Below are 18,761 nucleotides of genomic sequence, written 5' to 3' on the forward strand. Positions count from 1 at the left end.
TTTATAACTCTCCTATATTTTCCCATACTTTTCTAAATGCATTAATCACATCATCCATGTCTTCTTTAGTCATGGATGGAACTATAAATTCATGAGTCATTAAATCTTCAAAATGCATTTTTTCACACGTTGGGCAAATTCCTTTGCTATAGTTTAGTTGTCCTTTATACATTGGACACTTAAATGGGCATCCTGTTTCACCATAACCTACAAGTTTTTGATAAATCGGCTGTAGATATAATGGTTTAACATAACCTCCACCAAGTTTTACACCTTCATTTTCTCTCATCTCAAAAGGAGTTAATTCGGCTTTTACAGCTTCAATAAATCTTTCTCTGCTTATTCCTGCAATTTCTTTTTTTAACTTAATGGCATGAACATAAAAAGCATGCTTACAACCTTCTCTAGTTTCCGGAATTTCGATACAAGGAATTTCAGACAATTTCTCCGATACATATTCTACATTCTTTAATCTTGCTTCTAATAAATAATCTAACTTCTTCAACTGTTCTCTTGCAATAGCGGCTTCTATCTCTGTCATTCTATAATTAAAACCAATCATATTAACAAGATTATTCACACCTTTAGCTTCTACAACGGCTTCTGCATGATTTCTTATAAGCATCAATCTCTCAGCTAATTCATCATTATCAGTTACTATTATGCCACCTTCACCACAGTGTATATGCTTGTGATAATTTAATGAATATATCCCCATATCACCTAAGGTACCTGCATACTTTTCTTTGTATATAGCGCCTGGTGCTTGTGCTGCATCTTCTATTACTATTAAATTATGTTTTTTTGCAATAGCATTTATTGCATCTGCATCATAAGGTTGCCCCATAATGTCTACAACTATTATAGCTTTAGTTCTTTCTGTTATTTTTTGTTCTATAGATTTAACATCTAAGCAAAAATAGTTTTCTTCAATATCTGCAAATACTGGTATTGCATTATAAACTAACGCTGCTGAAGCTGAAGCTGTCATCGTATAAGGAGATACTATAACTTCATCACCGGGTCCTATTCCTGCTGCTCCTACTGCACAATATAAAGCTGATGTGGCTGAATTCACTGATATAGCATATTTTACTCCAAACTTTTCAGCCCATTCTTTTTCTAATGCTTTTACTTCCTCTCCACCATAAAAATCTTCATGCCATGTTCCTAAAAATCTTGAAAGTTTACCTTTATTCAATACTTTTTCAACTACCTCTTTTTCTTCTTTCCCAATTGGATTATATGCGGGAAACAACCTTTCCCTTACTTTTTTACCACCATTTATAGCTAATATTGACATATTATTTCCTCCATAAAATTTATTATATTATCTATAGCACCTTTTTGTATGTTAAATTCATATCCTTCATTTTTATCATTCATTACAAATTTTTCAATTTTTTCTTCCAATTCTTTTGTATATAAAATAGACTTAACCGCTCCAATTTTATCTAAAATAAAAGGATTATCTCGATTTAAACCCATTTGCATACTAATTATTGATTTTCCTAGTACTGCACTTTCTATTAAAAACATTGATGACATACCACAAATTAAATTTGAAGTGCAAATTAACTTAAACCCATCTAACTTCTTATCTATTAAAATTGAAATATTATCATTTATATTATCTATAAGATCATTATAGTTATTTTCATCTTCTTTAGGATGTAATCTAATAATTAGTCCTATTTTTCTGTTAGTCTTTTGTCTAACTTGATTTAATACATTAATAAATTCTTTAAAAATACTTCTTTCACTATATCCCCAATAATGTTCTGAAGTGTCACTTTCACCATAAGTTTTTGACAATGGTTCTGATGCATAAGTTATTATATAGTCCTCCATATCGAATCCAATAATTTTTCTAAAATCTTTTATAACTTTATCACTAATTGTTTCTTTTTTACTTATAAGATAATCAAAATACGGCTGACCTGAAATAAGTATCTTATCTTCGGGTATTCCTTCTTTAATCATCTGTTCTTTGGAGTAATTATCCATAACTAAAATTTTATAAGGTAAATAAATATGCTCTTTTTTCTTTTCATACTCTTTTAATTGACTAACACCAAATTTTGAAAATCTTAGTCCATAATTTATCCATTGATCTAATATCGCAAAAGATGGTATTTTTAATCTTTCAGCACATTTCCATAAATATTTTTCAGTAAAGTCATCTGCACTTGTTCCTGTTATTAAAAAATCTGGAGCTTCTTCTAATAAGAATTTATATATTCCATCCTCTGAAATATAACTTAACCTACCAATAATATCTATACCTTTCAAGCCATATTGTTCATATCGATTTAATGCTACATCTTTACCATATATCTTTACATTATATCCTTCTTCTTTTAATTTTTGGTATAAAGGTACTACTGTATTTGTTCCTCCTGGATCTCTTGAAAATAACAATATTTTCTTACTCATACTTATTTCATCACCTTTAATCTCTCACAAATCTCCATATCTTTACATCCATCTTCTAAAATACAATTTAAATTTTCATTATACATCAAATTGTTATGTATATTTTTAACTGCATTTAACATAGCCTTATTTAATTCAGTTTTATATTCCTTTTCTTTAAACAAATTTTTATATCCACTAAAAACTTTGCTATCTAACACACTATACTCCTGAATTTTAAATCCAGAATCAATTATCTTTATTCTCTTCTTTTCAAATAATAATTCTGATTCAAAAATAGTATAATTGTCACATGGTATATTTTGCATAACAAAGTCGCTACCATTTTCAAAATTCAAAACGGCAGATACACTTGGATCATCATCATAAAAATCATAATTATGGTTTATAACTTTAAAATCCTTTATCTCTCCAATTAAATATCTTAATAAATCTATTAAATGTGATCCATTATGTAAAACTCCTTTACCATAATATCCATTTCCACATAGAAATTTTCCATATTTTCCTTCCAAAATACTATCTTTTAATAAACTGAATTCAGCTACAAATCTTCTTGAATAATTTACTAGACATCTTATATTTTTTTCTTTATATATTCTAATTATTTCGTTTGCCTCATTTATATTTTTAACTAAAGGTTTTTCACAAAAAACTAATTTTACTGGAAAATTTGATAATTTTTTCAGTATACCGTAATGACAATTATCTGGTACGCATATTGATACTACATCAATATCATTTTCACTAAATGCCTCTTCAATTGTTGAAAAATAATTAACTCCCCATAACTTTGCCGCTTCTTCGCCTTTCTTTTTTGAAGTTTCCACAAATCCTAAAAGATTAAATCCTTCTATCTTTAAAAAAGCATGTGCATGCGTAAGTATATTTTCTGAAGATGGATTATCAAAAAATGCTCCTATATTTCCTGCTCCCACAATTAAAACATTATACTTTTTCCCCATATTTTTCTTGCCACTCTTTCTGCTCCCTAAACGGGTTTTTTCTATGCGTATTTTCTAATTGTTTTATCATTTCAGAATTTTTAATTAATAATTCAATTACATCTTGTGCTGAAAAATCTGAATCTTTAGTATATAATATTTCATAAATCTGTTTTATAAATTCATAGTCTTCTTTTGTGTCTAATGTAATTTCAAATTCTGGATAATTCATCTTTTCTTCTGCTTCCCAATTTATTAGCCTGAATTTTTCTGGATTCGTATAAATATAAAGAGATACGTGCTCGTGATCAACTGGATTTTTAGTAAGTTTATTAACCTTTTCTAAAATTCCAACAGGAAAAACTTGAGTATCGAAACCTCTTGGAAATGTTCTCTTTAAAGTATTTGATGCATAATCATACTCTCCAGAAAAAAATATTTCAACAAGTTTATCTATATGTCTCCAATCTATCATAGGACAGTCACCTGTAATTTCAACAATTATATCTGCATTAACAGATTTTGCACTTTCTAATACTCTTAAAAGAACATCTTCTTCACTACCTCTATAATATTTACATCCTATTTCTTTGCAAAGCTCTACAATTGAATTGTCTTCCTTATTAACGGTTGTAGCCACTATTACATCATCTATCACTTTACTTCTTTTTAATCTTTCTACAATATGCTGTAAATTAGGTTTGCCACAATATTCCATGAGAACTTTTCCTGGAAGTCTTGAAGATGTCATTCTTGCTTCTATTGTAGCAACTATTTTTCCTTTGTCCTTATACATTTCTATCATCTCCATTTTACGAATAATTTTATTAGAATAAATATTATACATTATTAAATTATTTAACACCAATTACAACTTTATTAATAATTGGCTTTATTTCATATCTCAAAATATCTGCTTGTAATGTATAATCCTTAGCTTTTAAACATTTTTCCATTTCAACAAACCAACTATAAATCTTTTGGATATCAATAGCTATATTTTCTTTAGTTGAAACATTTATAATATAATCAAAATCTATAAATATTTTATCTAAAATTTTCATTGCTTCATCAAGTTGATTTGTTATTAATTTTTCCCAACATTCATCTATATTATTTACTACAAAAGTAATTTTTGTCTTTAATTCACTATTAATACTCATCACTTTCTCCTTTAAGAATTTCATATCTATATGCATTTTCCATTATTAGAAGTTTATCTAGTGCATAACAATATATACTTAATTCTTTTTCTATTTTATTTTTTTTAGAATATATATGTTCTGCACTCTCTACTACATCTCTTATTATATATTTGTATAATTCAATTTCATTAAATTCTTTTTGTTTTTCCTTTAAATAATCTAGTTTATATTTTTCACTTGAACTACTCTCTAATATTCTTATTAAATCTTTACATATTTTTATAACATTATCTATATCACGTCCAACAACTTTTATAAATTCATCTATTAAATCATTGTCTGCATTTAATACATGTTCTTTATAACACTCATCAATTATACTTTCTATATTATATTCTTTGCCCTTACTAAGTATATTATCTACATACTCATTAAAATCTATATTTTCTGCTCCTTCGATATTTAAACCTAAAGAATTTCCATTTAAAAATTTAATATTTGAATTTAGTCTTATGCAAAATTCAACTGATTGTCTAGTAGCTAAAAATGCAGGATCTGTATATACATCTTCGCCCTTTGCATTTTTAGTTTTTATATATCCATCTTTTTCAAATTCGCTACTCATATCTTTAAAATCATCTGCACTATCAGCATAATTTTTGCCATTACTAAAACAATAATCTTGTCCTAATAATATTATAGGATTACATCCTAGTCTTGCTAAATTATAAACAATAGAATTTGCTACGGAAGGTCCTGAAAACAAATTATACTTTTCCCATAACAGTTTATCACTTATAAAATGATCCATTACTGTTGTATTCATTAAAAATTTATTTCTATTAAATAAATCAGGTACAGTATGACATACCATAGTCGAATACATAAGTGCTGAGTCTTTGTTTAATTTTAAATTTTTAAATAATTTTTCCTCTGAAATCCAAGTATCTATAGCACCTAATAAATGTCCTTTAATATTGTTATTATCTAAAACTTTTACTCCTGTTCCAACTGGGGCAATTATTGCTTTATTACAAACTTTCTTTAAATGCTCTAAATTGTAATTTAAGGATGGACCTGCGCCTACTATTATAGCAGGTATGTTTTCAAATTTAGAATGTAATTTTGTTATAGGACATGTTTCCTTTAAATATTTTAAATTTATTATATAGCTTTGAAGCCATGGTCTATGAGAACTAAGTTTTGTGTGAATATTTACCCTATGAAGATTTAAAATTTTCCTCATATCCTTTATTAACTTTATAATTAATTCACTATATAAAATTTCATATGCTGGCAAAATAACGAATTTAACATTTACTGTCTTTTCACTTTGTACTAGATTATAAAAAAAATTACTTATATCTTCACCGTTATCACCCAACATAAAATGAATATTATTATTATTATTAAAAATAGTTTTTATATCTATACTGTTTAGAGCCACTTTAAAAATTTCACTATCTGGTTCAATGATAAAACATCTTTTACCATTACTATTTTTCACTATTTCTCTTGTTTCATAACCTAGCCCCATACCTATTATAAATATAATATCGCTGTTATCATTTAATGCATATTCACATATAGTTCTAGCTTGTGTTTTAGTATTATACCTACTATGTATTGATATATATCCATTTCCATTCTTTTTAATTAATGTATCACTATTATCTTTAGCTTTTATTACTTCTACAGTATTTATGTCTACTTCCGATATTTTATTATAAAGATCTAAATTAAGTTCTTTTAAATATTGCATATTTTTTTTATAAATCTTATTCATAAACAGTAATCCCTTCAATTATATGTTATTTCAAAAAAAGCCAGCTAAAAGCTGGCTTTTTGATATTATTACTGGCTTTTATAATTATCTTAATAATTGTAAAACACCTTGTGGTTGTTGATTAGCTTGTGAAAGCATTGCTTGTGCAGCTTGACTAAGAATATTATTTTTAGAGAAATTCATCATTTCCTTAGCCATGTCAACGTCTCTAATTCTTGATTCTGATGCTTGTAAGTTTTCACTAGCTGTTCCTAAATTATTAATTGTATGTTCAAGTCTATTTTGAACAGCACCAAGTTTTGATCTTTGAGATGAAACTTTTTCAAGTGCATTTTGAACTGTTGATATAGCAGCATTTGCTGAATACTTATCATCAACCTTAATGGCAGTTCCATCATTAGCTTTTAATCCTAAAGCTTTTGCTCTCATATCACCAATACCAATTTGCATAGTTTGACCTGAATTAGCACCAATTTGAGCTGTTATTGAGTGACTTCCATCAGTAGTTTCTGCCTCAGTCTTGTTGAATACTAATGTAATACTTTCTCCAACTTTCATATTAGTTCCTATACCTGTTGCGTCAAATTTAACGTCTCCACTAGTTATTCCAGCAGTACCACTTATTGTGATTCCATTAGTCGCTATTGTAATGTTAGTAGCATCTAATTTTGCTCCTGAATTATTACGGAATTCATATTGTGCAGTTCCGCTAGCGCCAACTCCTGTTTTAGTTATACTTACAGCGCCATTAATTTGTGTAGCATCTTTTAATGCAGTCACAGTAGTAGCATCTGTACCAATTTGTATATTACCAACAGAACTATTATTATTAACTGTTACTGTTCCATCAACTTTACCATTAACTCCAACAACATCACCATTTAAAAGTTTCTTAGTATTGAATTCTGTTGTATTACCGATTCTATCGATTTCATCTGCTAATTGGTTAACTTCTTCTTGAATAGCTTTTCTGTCAGTATCATTGTTAGTATCATTTGATGATTGAACTGATAATTCTCTCATTCTTTGAAGAATTGAGTGAGTTTCATTTAAAGCACCTTCAGCTGTTTGAATCATTGATATAGAATCTTGTGAGTTTCTTCCAGCTTGATCTAATCCTCTAATTTGTCCTCTCATTTTTTCAGAGATTGCAAGACCTGCTGCATCATCTCCAGCTCTGTTTATTCTTAAACCTGAGCTTAATTTTTCCATTGATTTTCCTGCTGTACTTGTGTTTCCTGTCATTTGTCTATGAGCGTTCATAGCGTTCATATTGTGATTAATAATCATAATAAATTCCTCCTTGAATTTAACTGGACATCCATGTCCTTAATTTTTTATTTATTTAAAATTAAAGCTTTTGACTTTAATATTTAAAACTTATTTGTTTTATTAAATGTTTATATTTATTATATCGTTTGACCTATTATTCACTTTATAGTTTTTAATAAAATATTTTTATAAATTATTTAACACTTTCAAAAGCAAACTAAATCTTACTACATATTATATCGCACGTAAATTATAATACTTAACATATTTTAAACTATTTTATCTAAATTTATTCCTTTTCCAGGTTCAACAGCCATCTTATCCATCATTTCTGTCATTTGATCAGCAACTTGTTTTTCTGAATTCATCCCAAGCTTTAAAACAGATAATTGAACTGCAGTTTTTAAAGTTCCTTGATTCATAGAAATTGACATTGCTCCTATATCCATAAATATTTCACCCTTTCTTTTATTTAATTATTCTGACCACCTTTGCTTATGCATACACCAATAAGTTACTAAACAGAATTTTTTATTTAGCACTAAACCCTTTTTGAAAAAAAGTTGCTTCCTCTATTAACATTAGCATAGCCTAAATTGGCTTGTTTTTTAACAGCTATTTCCTGTATTTCTTCTTTAACAGATAACATTTTTTCTTTTAAAATATTTTCTAACTCTTTGTCTAATACATCTAATTTCTCTTTTGAATATATTTTTTTTATTTCACTTTTATCTAAATCTAAAGCTAAAATCTTTTTAATAGCATTATCTCTTTTTTCAAATAAAGAAATGTCTTCTTTATCATTTTTTATTGAATTTATTATTTCTAAAGTTATTTCTCTATACTCATTAAAAATATCTATATTCATATTTTTAGTTCATTCCCAACTGTGACATTAAATTAGATTGTTGTGAATTAAGTTTATTCATCATTTTTTCAAGAGTAGCATATTTAGAATATAATGCTTGTTCTCTTCTTGAAAAACTCTTTTCCATATCTTTTATCTTCTTTTCATAATTTGTTATGTTCTTACTAAGTTCATTAGTCGAAAATGTAGAAGTCCCTTCAAAACCAGCCTTCTTTAAAAGAGGAGAACTAGTACTTTTTCTAAACTCCACATCTATGGTATCTTTTAACTTAAATAATATACCTGTTTGATTTTTTCTTTTTGTTATCTCTTTAGATGATAACCCTGCTAATTCTTCTTCAGTTGGAGATGGTGTAATAAATAAATTCATAACATCTTCTGTATTATTTTCTAAAGCTGTTTTAAGTACATCCTCATCTATTGTAAATGTTCCATTTAAATCTCCTGAATAATCCTTTACAGGCTTTATTCCTATCTTTTCAAGTTTTAATCCACTACCTTCCATTAAAGTTCTCATAGAATCTTTCATATCATTAGCTATTCTTGTAACATCAGAATCTTTATATAATTGACCTTTTTCAACTCTTTCATTCCAAAGCTTAACTTCTGTTTCTGACATATCCTTCTTTTGATCAGCTGTAAGAGGATTATAACTTCTATCATGCTTAGTACTCACAGTTGTATTCATTTTTTCTATAAGCTTATTATAATCATTTACAAATGCTACAATCTTGTCCTTTAATTCTTTTGCATCAGTTTTTCCTGTTAGCGTTACTGGCTTACCACTCTCTACTATTAAATTTCCATTAGGATCTTTTAATAAAGTTTTTCCATCTAAATCCTTTTTAAATGTTGAGTTTACATCATTAAAATTAAAAGAAACACCATCTACTGTTACTGAGTTTGTATATTTATCAGTAATTGAAAACGTCTCATTTTTACTATTTGAAATAGTGGCAATAAGTGGCTTATCTTCAGCTTTTGGTTGTGAATTAATTTGAAAACCACCTTGTTCAAAATCCTTAGCCTCAAAAACTATTCCCTTACTAATTTCACTATATTTAGCTGTAATATTTAAAGATTTCAATTGTTTATCTGTTAATCCTGAAGTTTTCTTTAATTCTTCTATTTTTGTATTAAATTTAGCTATTGTTGCTGTGGCATTTTCTTTTGCTGTTTTAGTATCATCTTTTACAACATCAAATTCTACTTTTCCTGCACTAATTGTTAGTGTTTGTGTTCCAGTTGCACCATCTTTTAAAGTAGTTGATGCTTTAGAAGCCAATTGTTCTACACTAACTGTATAATTATCTTTTATAGCTCCACCACTTGCTTTTGCAGTTACTGCGTTTTCATCACTTGATGAAAAGCTAACTGACGCCCAATTTGATGCTTTTAATAAGCTATCACTTTTAGCTATATCTAAATGTTTATTAAAAAAGTCCCTATTGTCTTTTATAACATCCCTATATAATTTTTGTTTTATCTCAACAACATCTTTCTTTTGTGTCATTTGATCTACTTTTATTCTATAAGGTTTCATGGAATTCTTGATTATTTCATCCATATCAAGGCCTGTTGCAAGTCCTGTAATTCTCATTTCACTTCACTCCTTTTTTTATTATGCTCTTTTAGATTTCTTTTCAGCTTCATGCCATATGTCTCTTACTTCTTCAATAAGAGGTATAACTTCATCCATTGTTTTAACATCTTTTTTTAAGTTTACCTCAAAAAGTTTTTCATTTATGAATCCATAAATATTAAACATATTTACTGCCCATTCCCCAGCATTTGTATCAATTGATGCTCTAAGTTCAGTAAATATATCTTCTGTTTTTACTATATTTTCATGTGATTTCTTTACATCATTATCAATTATAGCTTGTCTCGCTATTTTAGAAAACTTAACTGCACCATCAACTAACATTAATAATAATTGCTCCTTTGATGCATAATTAACACTATTAGTTTTATAAGCAGTATATCCATTAGAATACATTGATTTTTCCTCCTACTTCTCTATATCTAAAAATCTACCTTTAGAGTTTGTTTCATTTAAATTTTCTACTTTTTCTACCTTTACATATAAGTTTTTTACATTACACCTTATTCCCTCAATTGTAATGTATTTCTTTGGGGATTTTTTATTTTTATCTTCTGTTTCTTTATGACCCTTATCTTTATTTTCGTCTTCTTTTAAATCTTTCTTTATACTTATATGATTATTTCCATGTATCTTATCAGTCTTAATTTCTTCTTTTAATTTATCTCTAATATCAGTGTCAACCTTATTAAGCCTAAATTCCATCTCAATCCCCCCTAAGATAATTAAGCTTTCTTATCTAATAATCCAAATTGCTTGCACATACTTGCAACCATATCTAGTATTTTCTTTGGAGGAATTTCCAAAATCACTTCTTTGGTAGCATCATCTACTATCTTTATCATTATCGCTTTTAAATCCTTATGTACAGAATACTCTGCATGTGCTTTATCATCTTCTAAAAATTTATTTAATTTTTTAAGTGATTTATCTAATTCTTCTTTGCTGTAATCATTATCTAAGGAATCAGATTTTTCTACTTGTTTTATCTGTACATCATTGTTTGCATTTTTAAATTCTGATGTAGCACCTTCAATATCATTGTTAATAATATTAACTTGTCCTATATGATTAATATTCATTTTTATTCACCCTCAATACCTATTTAATTTTTTAATAATTTCTTTTAAATATATATTTAATAAATAAAGTGTCATTGTAATTCGACTATACTCATTTTTAGTATTCCTAAGTTCAATTATTCATTCTACTTTACCTATGGATATATCAACACGCTATTAAAACAAAGCTAAAAAAATTACTTCTTTAATCCTTTTAATAAATTTACATCTATACTCACAGCTTTTTTATTTTCTTCTTTAACAGCTTCATATAATTCTTTTCTTAATATAGTTGTTTCCTTTGGTGCATTTATTCCAAGCTTAACACTTCCATCTTCTAGCTTTAATACTGTAATTTCAATATCCTCACCAATCATTAAAGACTCATCTTTTTTTCTTGTAATAATCAACATATTATCACTCCTCTATTAAAAGATGTTTTATTTTATAATCTAAGTTATCTAGTATTATTTGTTCCCCTAAATTATTAGAAATATTTATAATTATAGGTGCCTTTAAGTTTGTAGTAATTTTTTTTGGATCAGAATTTAATGTTACAGTAGTTAATAAAATAATATCATTTTGATTTTTTACATCTAATTTATTAATTTCTTCATCACTTAACTTAATTTCATAATCATTAAAAAATTCAAAAGGAGACACTACAATAAAGCCTGTATTTTCATCTTCTAAAGATTGAAGTAATTTAAAAGGTTCGCATTCATTTAAATCAACTAAAATATATTCTTTCAAATTTTCAAATCCTAAAATTCCTTTTCTTAAAGTAATTTTATCTTTTTCTTCATATTCTATATTTCCTTGTACCTTAGAAACAAATACCATAGTTTATTCCTCCTATTTTATAAATAGTCTAATATCGTTGCCGGAAGTATTTTAGCACTAGTTTGAAGTGCTGCCATATATACTGTTTGCATTATTGAATACTGTATCATTTTTTCCGTAAAATCAATATCTTCAGTTTTTGATAAAATATCTGTCATATCTAAATTTTCTGATTCATTCTTGTCTTGAGCAGATTCCATTCTATTTTGCATAGCTCCAACTTCTGATCTATTTTGAAGTAAATTTTTAATTATATCATCAACTTCGCCAAGACATTCACCAGTTATTTTAGACTTATCTCCACCAGCTCCAAGATTTGTTATAATTTTATTTAATGTATTCATAACATTAGTTCCATTGCCTTCTAAAATATCAACTGCATTCTTATTATAATTAATTAAAACACCTTGAGAAACTTCAACATTTAAATCTGATCCTATTTGATCTAATGCATCAAAAGATGGCACCATAGATACTGCACTACTTAAACTCTGATTAGAAGAAAAACCGTTTGAATCTAATACTGCTTTAAATGCATTTTCCAAATCATTTCCTTCAAGTGGTTTACCATCAGCTGCAGTAATTTTAACTGGTGCTAAATGTTCTTCTTTAGGATTTGCAGGATCTGTATTATTTATAATTGTTATTTCTATATTGTCGCCTTTCTTTTCCATGTTTTTAATAACTTTTGTGTTGTCATCACTCTTAATTTGATTTGTAAGTTCTATTTTCACTCCATCTGTAGTCTTACTTACAGCATTTCCATCCTTATCAGCATAACATAATTCACCATTAGAATTTACCATTATAGGCTTAGATGTACTTTTAGTTCCTCCAAATATATATACTCCATCAAAGTTAGTATTTAATATTTGACCCATTTCATTAACTCTTTCTTTAATTTCATCTTGTATGGCTTTTTTTTCATCAGGACCATATCCACCATTACCAGCTGTAACTAAAAGTTCTCTCACCCTTGCAAATACATTTCCCATTTGATTTAATGAAGTATCTGTTGTATCTAACCAATTTGAGATATCTTTAATATTTTCGTTGTATTGTTTATTAGCTCCAATTTCCGTATACATTTGCATTGTTCTTGAAACTTTATATGGATTATCTGATGGTCTACTTATTTCTTTACCTGATGATAATTGATTTTGAATTTTTTGTATATGATTCAAGTTTGTTGTCATATTACTTTTGTAATTTGAAGCTAACATACTTGTAGTTATTCTCATAATCTTCGCCTCCTATTTCTTAATATAAATATACTTCTTTTCATTTTTTTCATTTAAAATACGTTCATATATAAAAAGTAGCTACTCCATACGTTTTAGTTGAGAGTGGATAATTGAGAGTTGAGAGTTTTGGTTGAAAGTCTTAAAGACTTTCTAATAATATATATTTCAAAATTTCAATAACGAATCTTTTCCTTACCTCTCCACTTTCCACTCTCAATTCTCAACTAAATTTCTAAAGTTCTAGCTTTCATCAGACTTTTAAAATTTTATAAATTCATATACACCCAACTATCTCTTAAGTCCATTTATAACAACCTCAAGTAGCTCATCTACTGTTGAAATTATTTTAGCATTTGCACTATATGCATGTTGAAATTGTATTAAATTAGTCATTTCTTCATCTAATGAAACTCCTGATGTTGATAATCTTTGCATTTCTAAGTCTTTTAATATTTTACCTTGACCACTTACATTTCTACTTGCAGTCTCTGCATTTACACCTAATGTATTTATTATTTCTTTATAATAAGCATTAATTGTAGAACCTTGTGCACTACTTATCATATTTATTCCATCATCAAAGTTTACCTTTGTATTATTAAAGAAATCATCTCTACTTTTTATATCCTTAGAATTAGATAAATTCATCTTTACAGTTCTAAGACTCGCAATTGCAAGTGCTCTATCACCATTACCTTCACCAGCCTCATCTTTACTTGAAGCATTTAATAGTGATACATTTTTTAATACATCTTTATTAATCGTTATATTTTTGGCACTTATGTTTTTTTCTAATGCCTCATTTTTAGCTACGCCAGTCAACCCTGTTACATCTGCATTGTTAGTAAAGATAAGTTCATACTTGTCAGTTGGTGTTTTACTTCCTGTTTGAATTGCATTAACAGAATAAGCAAGTCCTACAGCAATTCTATCTAAATCAGCCATATATCCCTTTATAGTATCTTGTACACCTTGATTACCTGCTATATCACCTTTTATATGTTTATTATCTACAGTATTAACATCAACATCTAATTTATGAGTTTGTAATATCCCCGTATTTATATCTAAGTCTTTTTGTTTTATAGTTTCTCCATCTTTTAAAGTTTTTGTATTGTATTTATATGTCGGTGGTATAGTTGGAGGGGTAATTTCAGCACCTTTTTCTCTTACAGTAACATTTCCATCTTTATCCGCTGTTAATACTCTATTTTGAGTTAAAGATTCTGCAATTTTCTTTGCTTCAGTTTCGTCTGCACACTCAATTGTAACAGTTTGCTCTTTAGCATTTAAATTTCCTAGTGGATGATACTGTAATTTAACTGTAACCTTTCCAGCAGCATCCTTTTCTACTTCGGCATTCTTAACATAAGAAAATCTAGTGTATCTTTCATCTGTTGGGCTTGAATTAACTAAATTGTTAACAGGATTTTTATCATTTTGATATCCTTCTAATTTTAAATCTATAGCTTCTTTTTCTTTTCTATCAACTGTTATTCCAAATTTATAACTTAACTCATCTAAAAGATTGTCTCTTGCATCCATTAAATCGTTAGGTTTTTGACCAACCGCACATACACTTGCTATTTGCTTATTTAGTTCATTTATTTGATCTAAATAATTATTTACATCCTTAATATTAACTTGTAATAATTCTTGCGCATCACCTAATTGTTTATTAAGTTGCGTATAAGTATTATTTAATGCATCTGATAATGATGATGCTTTTTGAAGTGCTATGGTTTTAGTTGATGAATCATGTGGCTTTTTAGATAATTCTTGGAATGAATCAAAAAATTCTCCTAATAATTCTTGTATTCCTGAATCAGAAGGTTCTCCAAATATGTTTTCTACGCTGTATAAAAATTTATCTTGAACATCATAATTTCCAAGCTTACCCTTTTCATGTCTTACTTGAAAATCAATAAAAGAATCTCTTATTCTTTCTATTGATGAAATTTCTGCTCCTGTACCAACTTGTCCTACTGTACACGTATCAAATCTAGACATTCCTCCAAAAGGTCTTGTAGTTGTTGCTACTGCCCTTTGTCTTGAAAATCCAACCGTATTTGCATTTGCAATATTATGAGACGTTGTATTTATTGCTCCTTGTTGTACATTTAACCCTCTTTTTCCCACATTAAATGTATCAAATAATCCTGCCATTCATATTCCTACCTTTCAAAATTCCTACATCCATGTCTTTTTTATTCCCCATCCATGTTTTTAATTATCTATATTTTGAATATATGTTTATATATCCCATATGTAAAGTGGCATATATAAACATCTTACTAAAATATAAGCTATAATTAAAAAGACTTACACTCTTTTGAGTATTATCTTCTCAAATTACCATAAGAGTTATAAGTCTTCATTTCCCTATTAGGGTTCATAATGTTTAACATTTGATTATTAAACATTATTTGTTGTTTTAATAGCATTTCATTAGTTTCTTTTTGAAATGTTAAATCTTTCAATGTTTTTTGAATTTTATCATATGATTTATACAATTTTTCATCATTAGCTGTGTTTAATATATCTTTGATACTTTGTTTTCCGATTAGTTGTCTTCTTTTTACTTCTTCACCAGCTATTTTTTTATTACATTCATTCAACTTGTCAACTAATCCTTCTAATCCAAACACATCTTTTTCCATTATCATTTTATATTGTACTTCAAACAGACCCAATAATTCTCTTAATGCATTTTCTTCATTTTCTATTATCTCTGTTAGTTTGTTTATCATTATCTATTTTTTATTCTCCTTTATAGCTTCTAATATACTCTTTGCAGTTAATTTAGAATCTATTTTATAAGTACCATTTTGTATCTTTTCTTTAATTTCTGCTACTTTTTTAGCATTATCTATATTATTTTCCAAAGAGTAATCTTTTATAGATTTTCCAAGTGCTGAAATCTCTATTCTATCTCTTGTTTCAACTTTATTAGCTTTTTCAACTTTATTAATGTTTTTATTAGAATTATATATATTCACTGCAGAATGTGCATTAATTCTATTAATACTCATATTTCTTTTACCTCCACAATCTTATCTTTCTCATCTTTCTTCTTTTATTATCGTACTCTTATATATTAAGTTTAGTTATTTTTAACAAATTAATACCTTAATAATATAAGTATTTCTCTCATTTACAAATGTGAAATCTTTTTTACAAATATTTAATAATAAAATAATTTTATTAAGACACTACGTTTCTTAATTTTTCTGATATTAAAATTATACTACTAATTTTATTTAAGGCATATGAAAATAAATAACAATTCCAAAGTTACACTGAAAATAGAGATATAATTAATTTATATAACTTTTGATACCAAAATTATATACTATTAATTATATCTCCATATATTTTCAATTACTCTTAATTATCTAAGAGATCTTATTCTTTCAGCATTACTTACTATACTTGTTATTCTTACACCAAAATTTTCATCAACAACAACAACTTCACCATAAGCTATTTTCTTTCCATTAACTAATATTTCAACTGGTTCTTCTGCTAATTTATCTAATTCAACTAAAGATCCAGTACTTAAGTTTAATATATCTTTTATGCTCTTTTTGGTTCTACCTAAAACAACAGATATATCTAATGGAACATCTAAAATTAAGTCTATATTCTTAGGTGTTTGTGAAGTATCTCCTGGAACTAGTGTTTCAAAAGCTGCTTCATGCACTTCTACTGATTGTTGTTGCACCCTTGGTTGTTCTACTATAGGTTTCGCTTGGATTGGTTGTGGTGCTGGCTGAGGAGTAGCTGTCTTTTGCGTAGTTGCTTGAACTACTGGTTTTTCTTCTACAACCTTTGCTGGCTCACTAACTTTACTATTATTATCTTCTTGACCCATCATTATAGAAACTATCTTTTTAGCCGTATTCAATGGTAATATTTGCATTATATTACTATCAACAAGATCTCCTATTATTAATCTAAATGAAACTCTTACTATTTCCTCATCTTCTGATAAAGTGTCTGTAATAGGTTCCTCTTTTTCTTTCCACAACTTTGATTTTGGAGGAGATATATCTACTCTACGTGAAAACATTGTTGCCATGGAAGTTGCTGCTGAACCTATCATTTGATTCATTGCTTCTTGAACAGCACTAACTTCTATTTCTGATAATTCAGGATTTTCGGCAACCTTACCATCTCCACCCATCATCAGATTTGCTATTACAGCTGCATCATCTGTCTTCATAACCAATATATTTCTTCCTATTATTCCCTCTGTGTATTCAACATCTAAAACTATGTTAGGAGTTTCAAAAGAAGCCTTCATATCTTCTAATGTTGTTAAGGAAACTATAGGTGTTGTTATATTTACGTTTTGATTAATAATTTGATAAAGAGCTGTAGAAGCTGATCCCATGGATATATTTCCTATTTCCCCTAACAGGTCTTTTTCAATATCAGTCAATTTTTCTGTATTCCCATTATCTTGAGGAACTTCTTGCGTTTCTTCATTACCAAGTTCTCCTGCTAGAAGCGCATTTATTTCTTCTTGCGATAGAAAACTATTACTCATACTCTTTCACTTCCTTATCTATTATATCTAAAATAGCAACACCCATATTTTTCCCTGATACACCAGGTTTAGCGTAGTAACATTCTTCATTTCCTACATATACCTTTATAGGTGAAGAGCTCTTATTGTCAAGCTTAATAATATCGCCCTTAGTTAATTTCAAGAAATCATCTACTATGATACTTGTATTGCCAAGTTCTGCAAATACTTCAATATCAACCTTTTGGATTCCTTCTTCCATTTTAACTCTTGATTCCGCAATTAATGTTTCATCATCGTTTTGGAACCAATATTGTACTACTAATTTGTCTAATACTTTCTCTATACTTAAATATGGAATACACATATTCATAAATGTACTGTGTTCTCCAAATTCTACAGAAAATGTAATAAGGGCTACTGGTTCATTTGGCGCTAATGTTTGATTTATTGCTGGATTTGTTTCTATTCCTTCTACCTCAGGACTTACATTTAAAATATCTTCCCATGCTAATTTTAGATTACTGATCATTCCAGTAGTAACTTGTCTTATTATATTCTTATCTATGTCTGAAAATTCTTTATTACCTATTTTCCTATCTCCACTTCCCCCAAGTAAAATATCTATTATTTGAAATGACAATTTAGGGTTTGTTTCAAATATAATTGATCCTGTTAAAGGGGGCATTTTAAATATAGTGATGATAGTAGGATTTTGTACGGAATGTATAAATTCCTCATAGGTTATCTGTTCTACAGTTTCTATTTTGACTTTAACATTCTTCCTTATTTGTCCTGTTAAATAATTTGAAGTTATTCTTGCAAAGTTATCATGAATTAGTTCTAAAGTTCTTATGTGATCTTTAGAGAATTTTTGCGGACTTTTAAAATCATATAACTTTATTTTATGTTTTTCCTCGTCCTTAGGTACGGTCTCTGGTTCTAACTCACCTGTAGATAAAGCAGATAACAAGGCATCTATTTCACTTTGTGATAAAACATCTGCCATTTTTTTATCCCTCATTTCA

At 27.8% G+C, this 18,761-nt stretch carries 21 protein-coding genes; all 21 read right to left on the reverse strand.

Translation table 11 applies throughout. The annotated features are described in order from the left end of the window. Position 1 precedes the first annotated feature (1 nt). The 21 genes from NG901_RS05060 to fliM all read right to left on the reverse strand — a co-directional run bounded on the left by NG901_RS05060 (position 2) and on the right by fliM (position 18,742). Entirely contained in the window at positions 2-1,303 is a 1,302-nt protein-coding gene (locus tag NG901_RS05060) for a DegT/DnrJ/EryC1/StrS family aminotransferase (RefSeq protein WP_252212664.1), read from the reverse strand. Continuing rightward, positions 1,291-2,436 (reverse strand): glycosyltransferase family protein, encoded by a 1,146-nt coding sequence (locus tag NG901_RS05065; RefSeq protein ID WP_252212665.1) that lies wholly within the window; start codon positions 2,434-2,436, stop codon positions 1,291-1,293. Before NG901_RS05065 ends, NG901_RS05060 begins: the two co-directional genes overlap by 13 nt. Positions 2,437-2,438: 2 nt before the next feature. After that, entirely contained in the window at positions 2,439-3,401 is a 963-nt protein-coding gene (locus tag NG901_RS05070; protein ID WP_252212666.1) for a Gfo/Idh/MocA family protein, read from the reverse strand. Continuing rightward, a complete protein-coding gene (locus NG901_RS05075) occupies positions 3,385-4,176 on the reverse strand; it encodes a cytidylyltransferase domain-containing protein (RefSeq protein ID WP_252212667.1) in 792 nt (263 codons plus the stop codon). The genes NG901_RS05070 and NG901_RS05075 overlap by 17 nt, the downstream gene beginning before the upstream one ends. Positions 4,177-4,234: 58 nt before the next feature. Continuing rightward, positions 4,235-4,543 (reverse strand): DUF8042 domain-containing protein, encoded by a 309-nt coding sequence (locus tag NG901_RS05080; protein WP_252212668.1) that lies wholly within the window; start codon positions 4,541-4,543, stop codon positions 4,235-4,237. Continuing rightward, positions 4,533-6,311, reverse strand: coding sequence for a motility associated factor glycosyltransferase family protein (locus tag NG901_RS05085; protein WP_252212669.1), 1,779 nt, complete (start codon positions 6,309-6,311; stop codon positions 4,533-4,535). The genes NG901_RS05080 and NG901_RS05085 overlap by 11 nt, the downstream gene beginning before the upstream one ends. 84 nt (positions 6,312-6,395) lie before the next feature. Beyond that, a complete protein-coding gene (locus NG901_RS05090) occupies positions 6,396-7,601 on the reverse strand; it encodes a flagellin N-terminal helical domain-containing protein (RefSeq protein WP_252212670.1) in 1,206 nt (401 codons plus the stop codon). 251 nt (positions 7,602-7,852) lie between these two features. After that, positions 7,853-8,032, reverse strand: coding sequence for a YjfB family protein (locus NG901_RS05095; RefSeq protein ID WP_252212671.1), 180 nt, complete (start codon positions 8,030-8,032; stop codon positions 7,853-7,855). A 92-nt stretch (positions 8,033-8,124) separates the two neighbouring features. Then, complete coding sequence (locus NG901_RS05100; RefSeq protein ID WP_252212672.1) at positions 8,125-8,451, reverse strand: flagellar protein FliT; 327 nt, start codon at positions 8,449-8,451, stop codon at positions 8,125-8,127. A 4-nt stretch (positions 8,452-8,455) separates the two neighbouring features. Beyond that, on the reverse strand, positions 8,456-10,051 hold the full coding sequence (fliD, locus tag NG901_RS05105; RefSeq protein WP_252212673.1) for a flagellar filament capping protein FliD: 1,596 nt from the start codon (positions 10,049-10,051) through the stop codon (positions 8,456-8,458). A 21-nt stretch (positions 10,052-10,072) separates the two neighbouring features. Next, complete coding sequence (fliS, locus tag NG901_RS05110; RefSeq protein ID WP_252212674.1) at positions 10,073-10,450, reverse strand: flagellar export chaperone FliS; 378 nt, start codon at positions 10,448-10,450, stop codon at positions 10,073-10,075. 12 nt (positions 10,451-10,462) lie between these two features. Next, positions 10,463-10,759 carry a hypothetical protein gene (locus tag NG901_RS05115; protein WP_252212675.1) on the reverse strand — a complete coding sequence of 99 codons (297 nt, stop codon included), beginning with the start codon at positions 10,757-10,759 and terminating at the stop codon, positions 10,463-10,465. Positions 10,760-10,779: 20 nt separating this feature from the next. Next, the gene (locus NG901_RS05120) at positions 10,780-11,136 is read right to left on the reverse strand and encodes a flagellar protein FlaG (protein WP_252212676.1); all 357 of its coding nucleotides are present in this window, start codon (positions 11,134-11,136) and stop codon (positions 10,780-10,782) included. A gap of 176 nt (positions 11,137-11,312) precedes the next feature. Further along, on the reverse strand, positions 11,313-11,528 hold the full coding sequence (csrA, locus tag NG901_RS05125; protein ID WP_252212677.1) for a carbon storage regulator CsrA: 216 nt from the start codon (positions 11,526-11,528) through the stop codon (positions 11,313-11,315). A 4-nt stretch (positions 11,529-11,532) separates the two neighbouring features. Further along, the gene (gene fliW, locus NG901_RS05130; RefSeq protein ID WP_252212678.1) at positions 11,533-11,958 is read right to left on the reverse strand and encodes a flagellar assembly protein FliW; all 426 of its coding nucleotides are present in this window, start codon (positions 11,956-11,958) and stop codon (positions 11,533-11,535) included. 17 nt (positions 11,959-11,975) lie between these two features. After that, positions 11,976-13,199: a flagellar hook-associated protein FlgL gene (flgL, locus tag NG901_RS05135; RefSeq protein WP_252212679.1), complete on the reverse strand. Its 1,224-nt coding sequence runs from the start codon at positions 13,197-13,199 to the stop codon at positions 11,976-11,978. A 291-nt stretch (positions 13,200-13,490) separates the two neighbouring features. Further along, positions 13,491-15,368 (reverse strand): flagellar hook-associated protein FlgK, encoded by a 1,878-nt coding sequence (gene flgK / locus NG901_RS05140; protein ID WP_252212680.1) that lies wholly within the window; start codon positions 15,366-15,368, stop codon positions 13,491-13,493. A 173-nt stretch (positions 15,369-15,541) separates the two neighbouring features. Further along, entirely contained in the window at positions 15,542-15,952 is a 411-nt protein-coding gene (locus tag NG901_RS05145) for a flagellar protein FlgN (RefSeq protein WP_252212681.1), read from the reverse strand. Positions 15,953-15,955: 3 nt separating this feature from the next. Further along, positions 15,956-16,234 (reverse strand): flagellar biosynthesis anti-sigma factor FlgM, encoded by a 279-nt coding sequence (gene flgM / locus NG901_RS05150; protein ID WP_252212682.1) that lies wholly within the window; start codon positions 16,232-16,234, stop codon positions 15,956-15,958. Between the two features lie 359 nt (positions 16,235-16,593). Continuing rightward, positions 16,594-17,754, reverse strand: coding sequence for a flagellar motor switch phosphatase FliY (gene fliY / locus NG901_RS05155; protein WP_252212683.1), 1,161 nt, complete (start codon positions 17,752-17,754; stop codon positions 16,594-16,596). Continuing rightward, positions 17,747-18,742, reverse strand: coding sequence for a flagellar motor switch protein FliM (fliM, locus tag NG901_RS05160; RefSeq protein ID WP_252212684.1), 996 nt, complete (start codon positions 18,740-18,742; stop codon positions 17,747-17,749). Before fliM ends, fliY begins: the two co-directional genes overlap by 8 nt. Positions 18,743-18,761: the final 19 nt, after the last annotated feature.

The organism is Clostridium sp. CMCC3677, assembly GCF_023845585.1.
GTDB lineage: Bacteria > Bacillota > Clostridia > Clostridiales > Clostridiaceae > Clostridium > Clostridium aquiflavi.

What these genes read in the sequence shown, in the direction of transcription:
- NG901_RS05060 (WP_252212664.1), bottom strand. Translation starts at nt 1,303, where the DNA reads ATGTCAATATTAGCTATAAATGGTGGTAAAAAAGTAAGGGAAAGGTTG.
- NG901_RS05065 (WP_252212665.1), bottom strand. Translation starts at nt 2,436, where the DNA reads ATGAGTAAGAAAATATTGTTATTTTCAAGAGATCCAGGAGGAACAAAT.
- NG901_RS05070 (WP_252212666.1), bottom strand. Translation starts at nt 3,401, where the DNA reads ATGGGGAAAAAGTATAATGTTTTAATTGTGGGAGCAGGAAATATAGGA.
- NG901_RS05075 (WP_252212667.1), bottom strand. Translation starts at nt 4,176, where the DNA reads ATGTATAAGGACAAAGGAAAAATAGTTGCTACAATAGAAGCAAGAATG.
- NG901_RS05080 (WP_252212668.1), bottom strand. Translation starts at nt 4,543, where the DNA reads ATGAGTATTAATAGTGAATTAAAGACAAAAATTACTTTTGTAGTAAAT.
- NG901_RS05085 (WP_252212669.1), bottom strand. Translation starts at nt 6,311, where the DNA reads ATGAATAAGATTTATAAAAAAAATATGCAATATTTAAAAGAACTTAAT.
- NG901_RS05090 (WP_252212670.1), bottom strand. Translation starts at nt 7,601, where the DNA reads ATGATTATTAATCACAATATGAACGCTATGAACGCTCATAGACAAATG.
- NG901_RS05095 (WP_252212671.1), bottom strand. Translation starts at nt 8,032, where the DNA reads ATGGATATAGGAGCAATGTCAATTTCTATGAATCAAGGAACTTTAAAA.
- NG901_RS05100 (WP_252212672.1), bottom strand. Translation starts at nt 8,451, where the DNA reads ATGAATATAGATATTTTTAATGAGTATAGAGAAATAACTTTAGAAATA.
- fliD (WP_252212673.1), bottom strand. Translation starts at nt 10,051, where the DNA reads ATGAGAATTACAGGACTTGCAACAGGCCTTGATATGGATGAAATAATC.
- fliS (WP_252212674.1), bottom strand. Translation starts at nt 10,450, where the DNA reads ATGTATTCTAATGGATATACTGCTTATAAAACTAATAGTGTTAATTAT.
- NG901_RS05115 (WP_252212675.1), bottom strand. Translation starts at nt 10,759, where the DNA reads ATGGAATTTAGGCTTAATAAGGTTGACACTGATATTAGAGATAAATTA.
- NG901_RS05120 (WP_252212676.1), bottom strand. Translation starts at nt 11,136, where the DNA reads ATGAATATTAATCATATAGGACAAGTTAATATTATTAACAATGATATT.
- csrA (WP_252212677.1), bottom strand. Translation starts at nt 11,528, where the DNA reads ATGTTGATTATTACAAGAAAAAAAGATGAGTCTTTAATGATTGGTGAG.
- fliW (WP_252212678.1), bottom strand. Translation starts at nt 11,958, where the DNA reads ATGGTATTTGTTTCTAAGGTACAAGGAAATATAGAATATGAAGAAAAA.
- flgL (WP_252212679.1), bottom strand. Translation starts at nt 13,199, where the DNA reads ATGAGAATAACTACAAGTATGTTAGCTTCAAATTACAAAAGTAATATG.
- flgK (WP_252212680.1), bottom strand. Translation starts at nt 15,368, where the DNA reads ATGGCAGGATTATTTGATACATTTAATGTGGGAAAAAGAGGGTTAAAT.
- NG901_RS05145 (WP_252212681.1), bottom strand. Translation starts at nt 15,952, where the DNA reads ATGATAAACAAACTAACAGAGATAATAGAAAATGAAGAAAATGCATTA.
- flgM (WP_252212682.1), bottom strand. Translation starts at nt 16,234, where the DNA reads ATGAGTATTAATAGAATTAATGCACATTCTGCAGTGAATATATATAAT.
- fliY (WP_252212683.1), bottom strand. Translation starts at nt 17,754, where the DNA reads ATGAGTAATAGTTTTCTATCGCAAGAAGAAATAAATGCGCTTCTAGCA.
- fliM (WP_252212684.1), bottom strand. Translation starts at nt 18,742, where the DNA reads ATGGCAGATGTTTTATCACAAAGTGAAATAGATGCCTTGTTATCTGCT.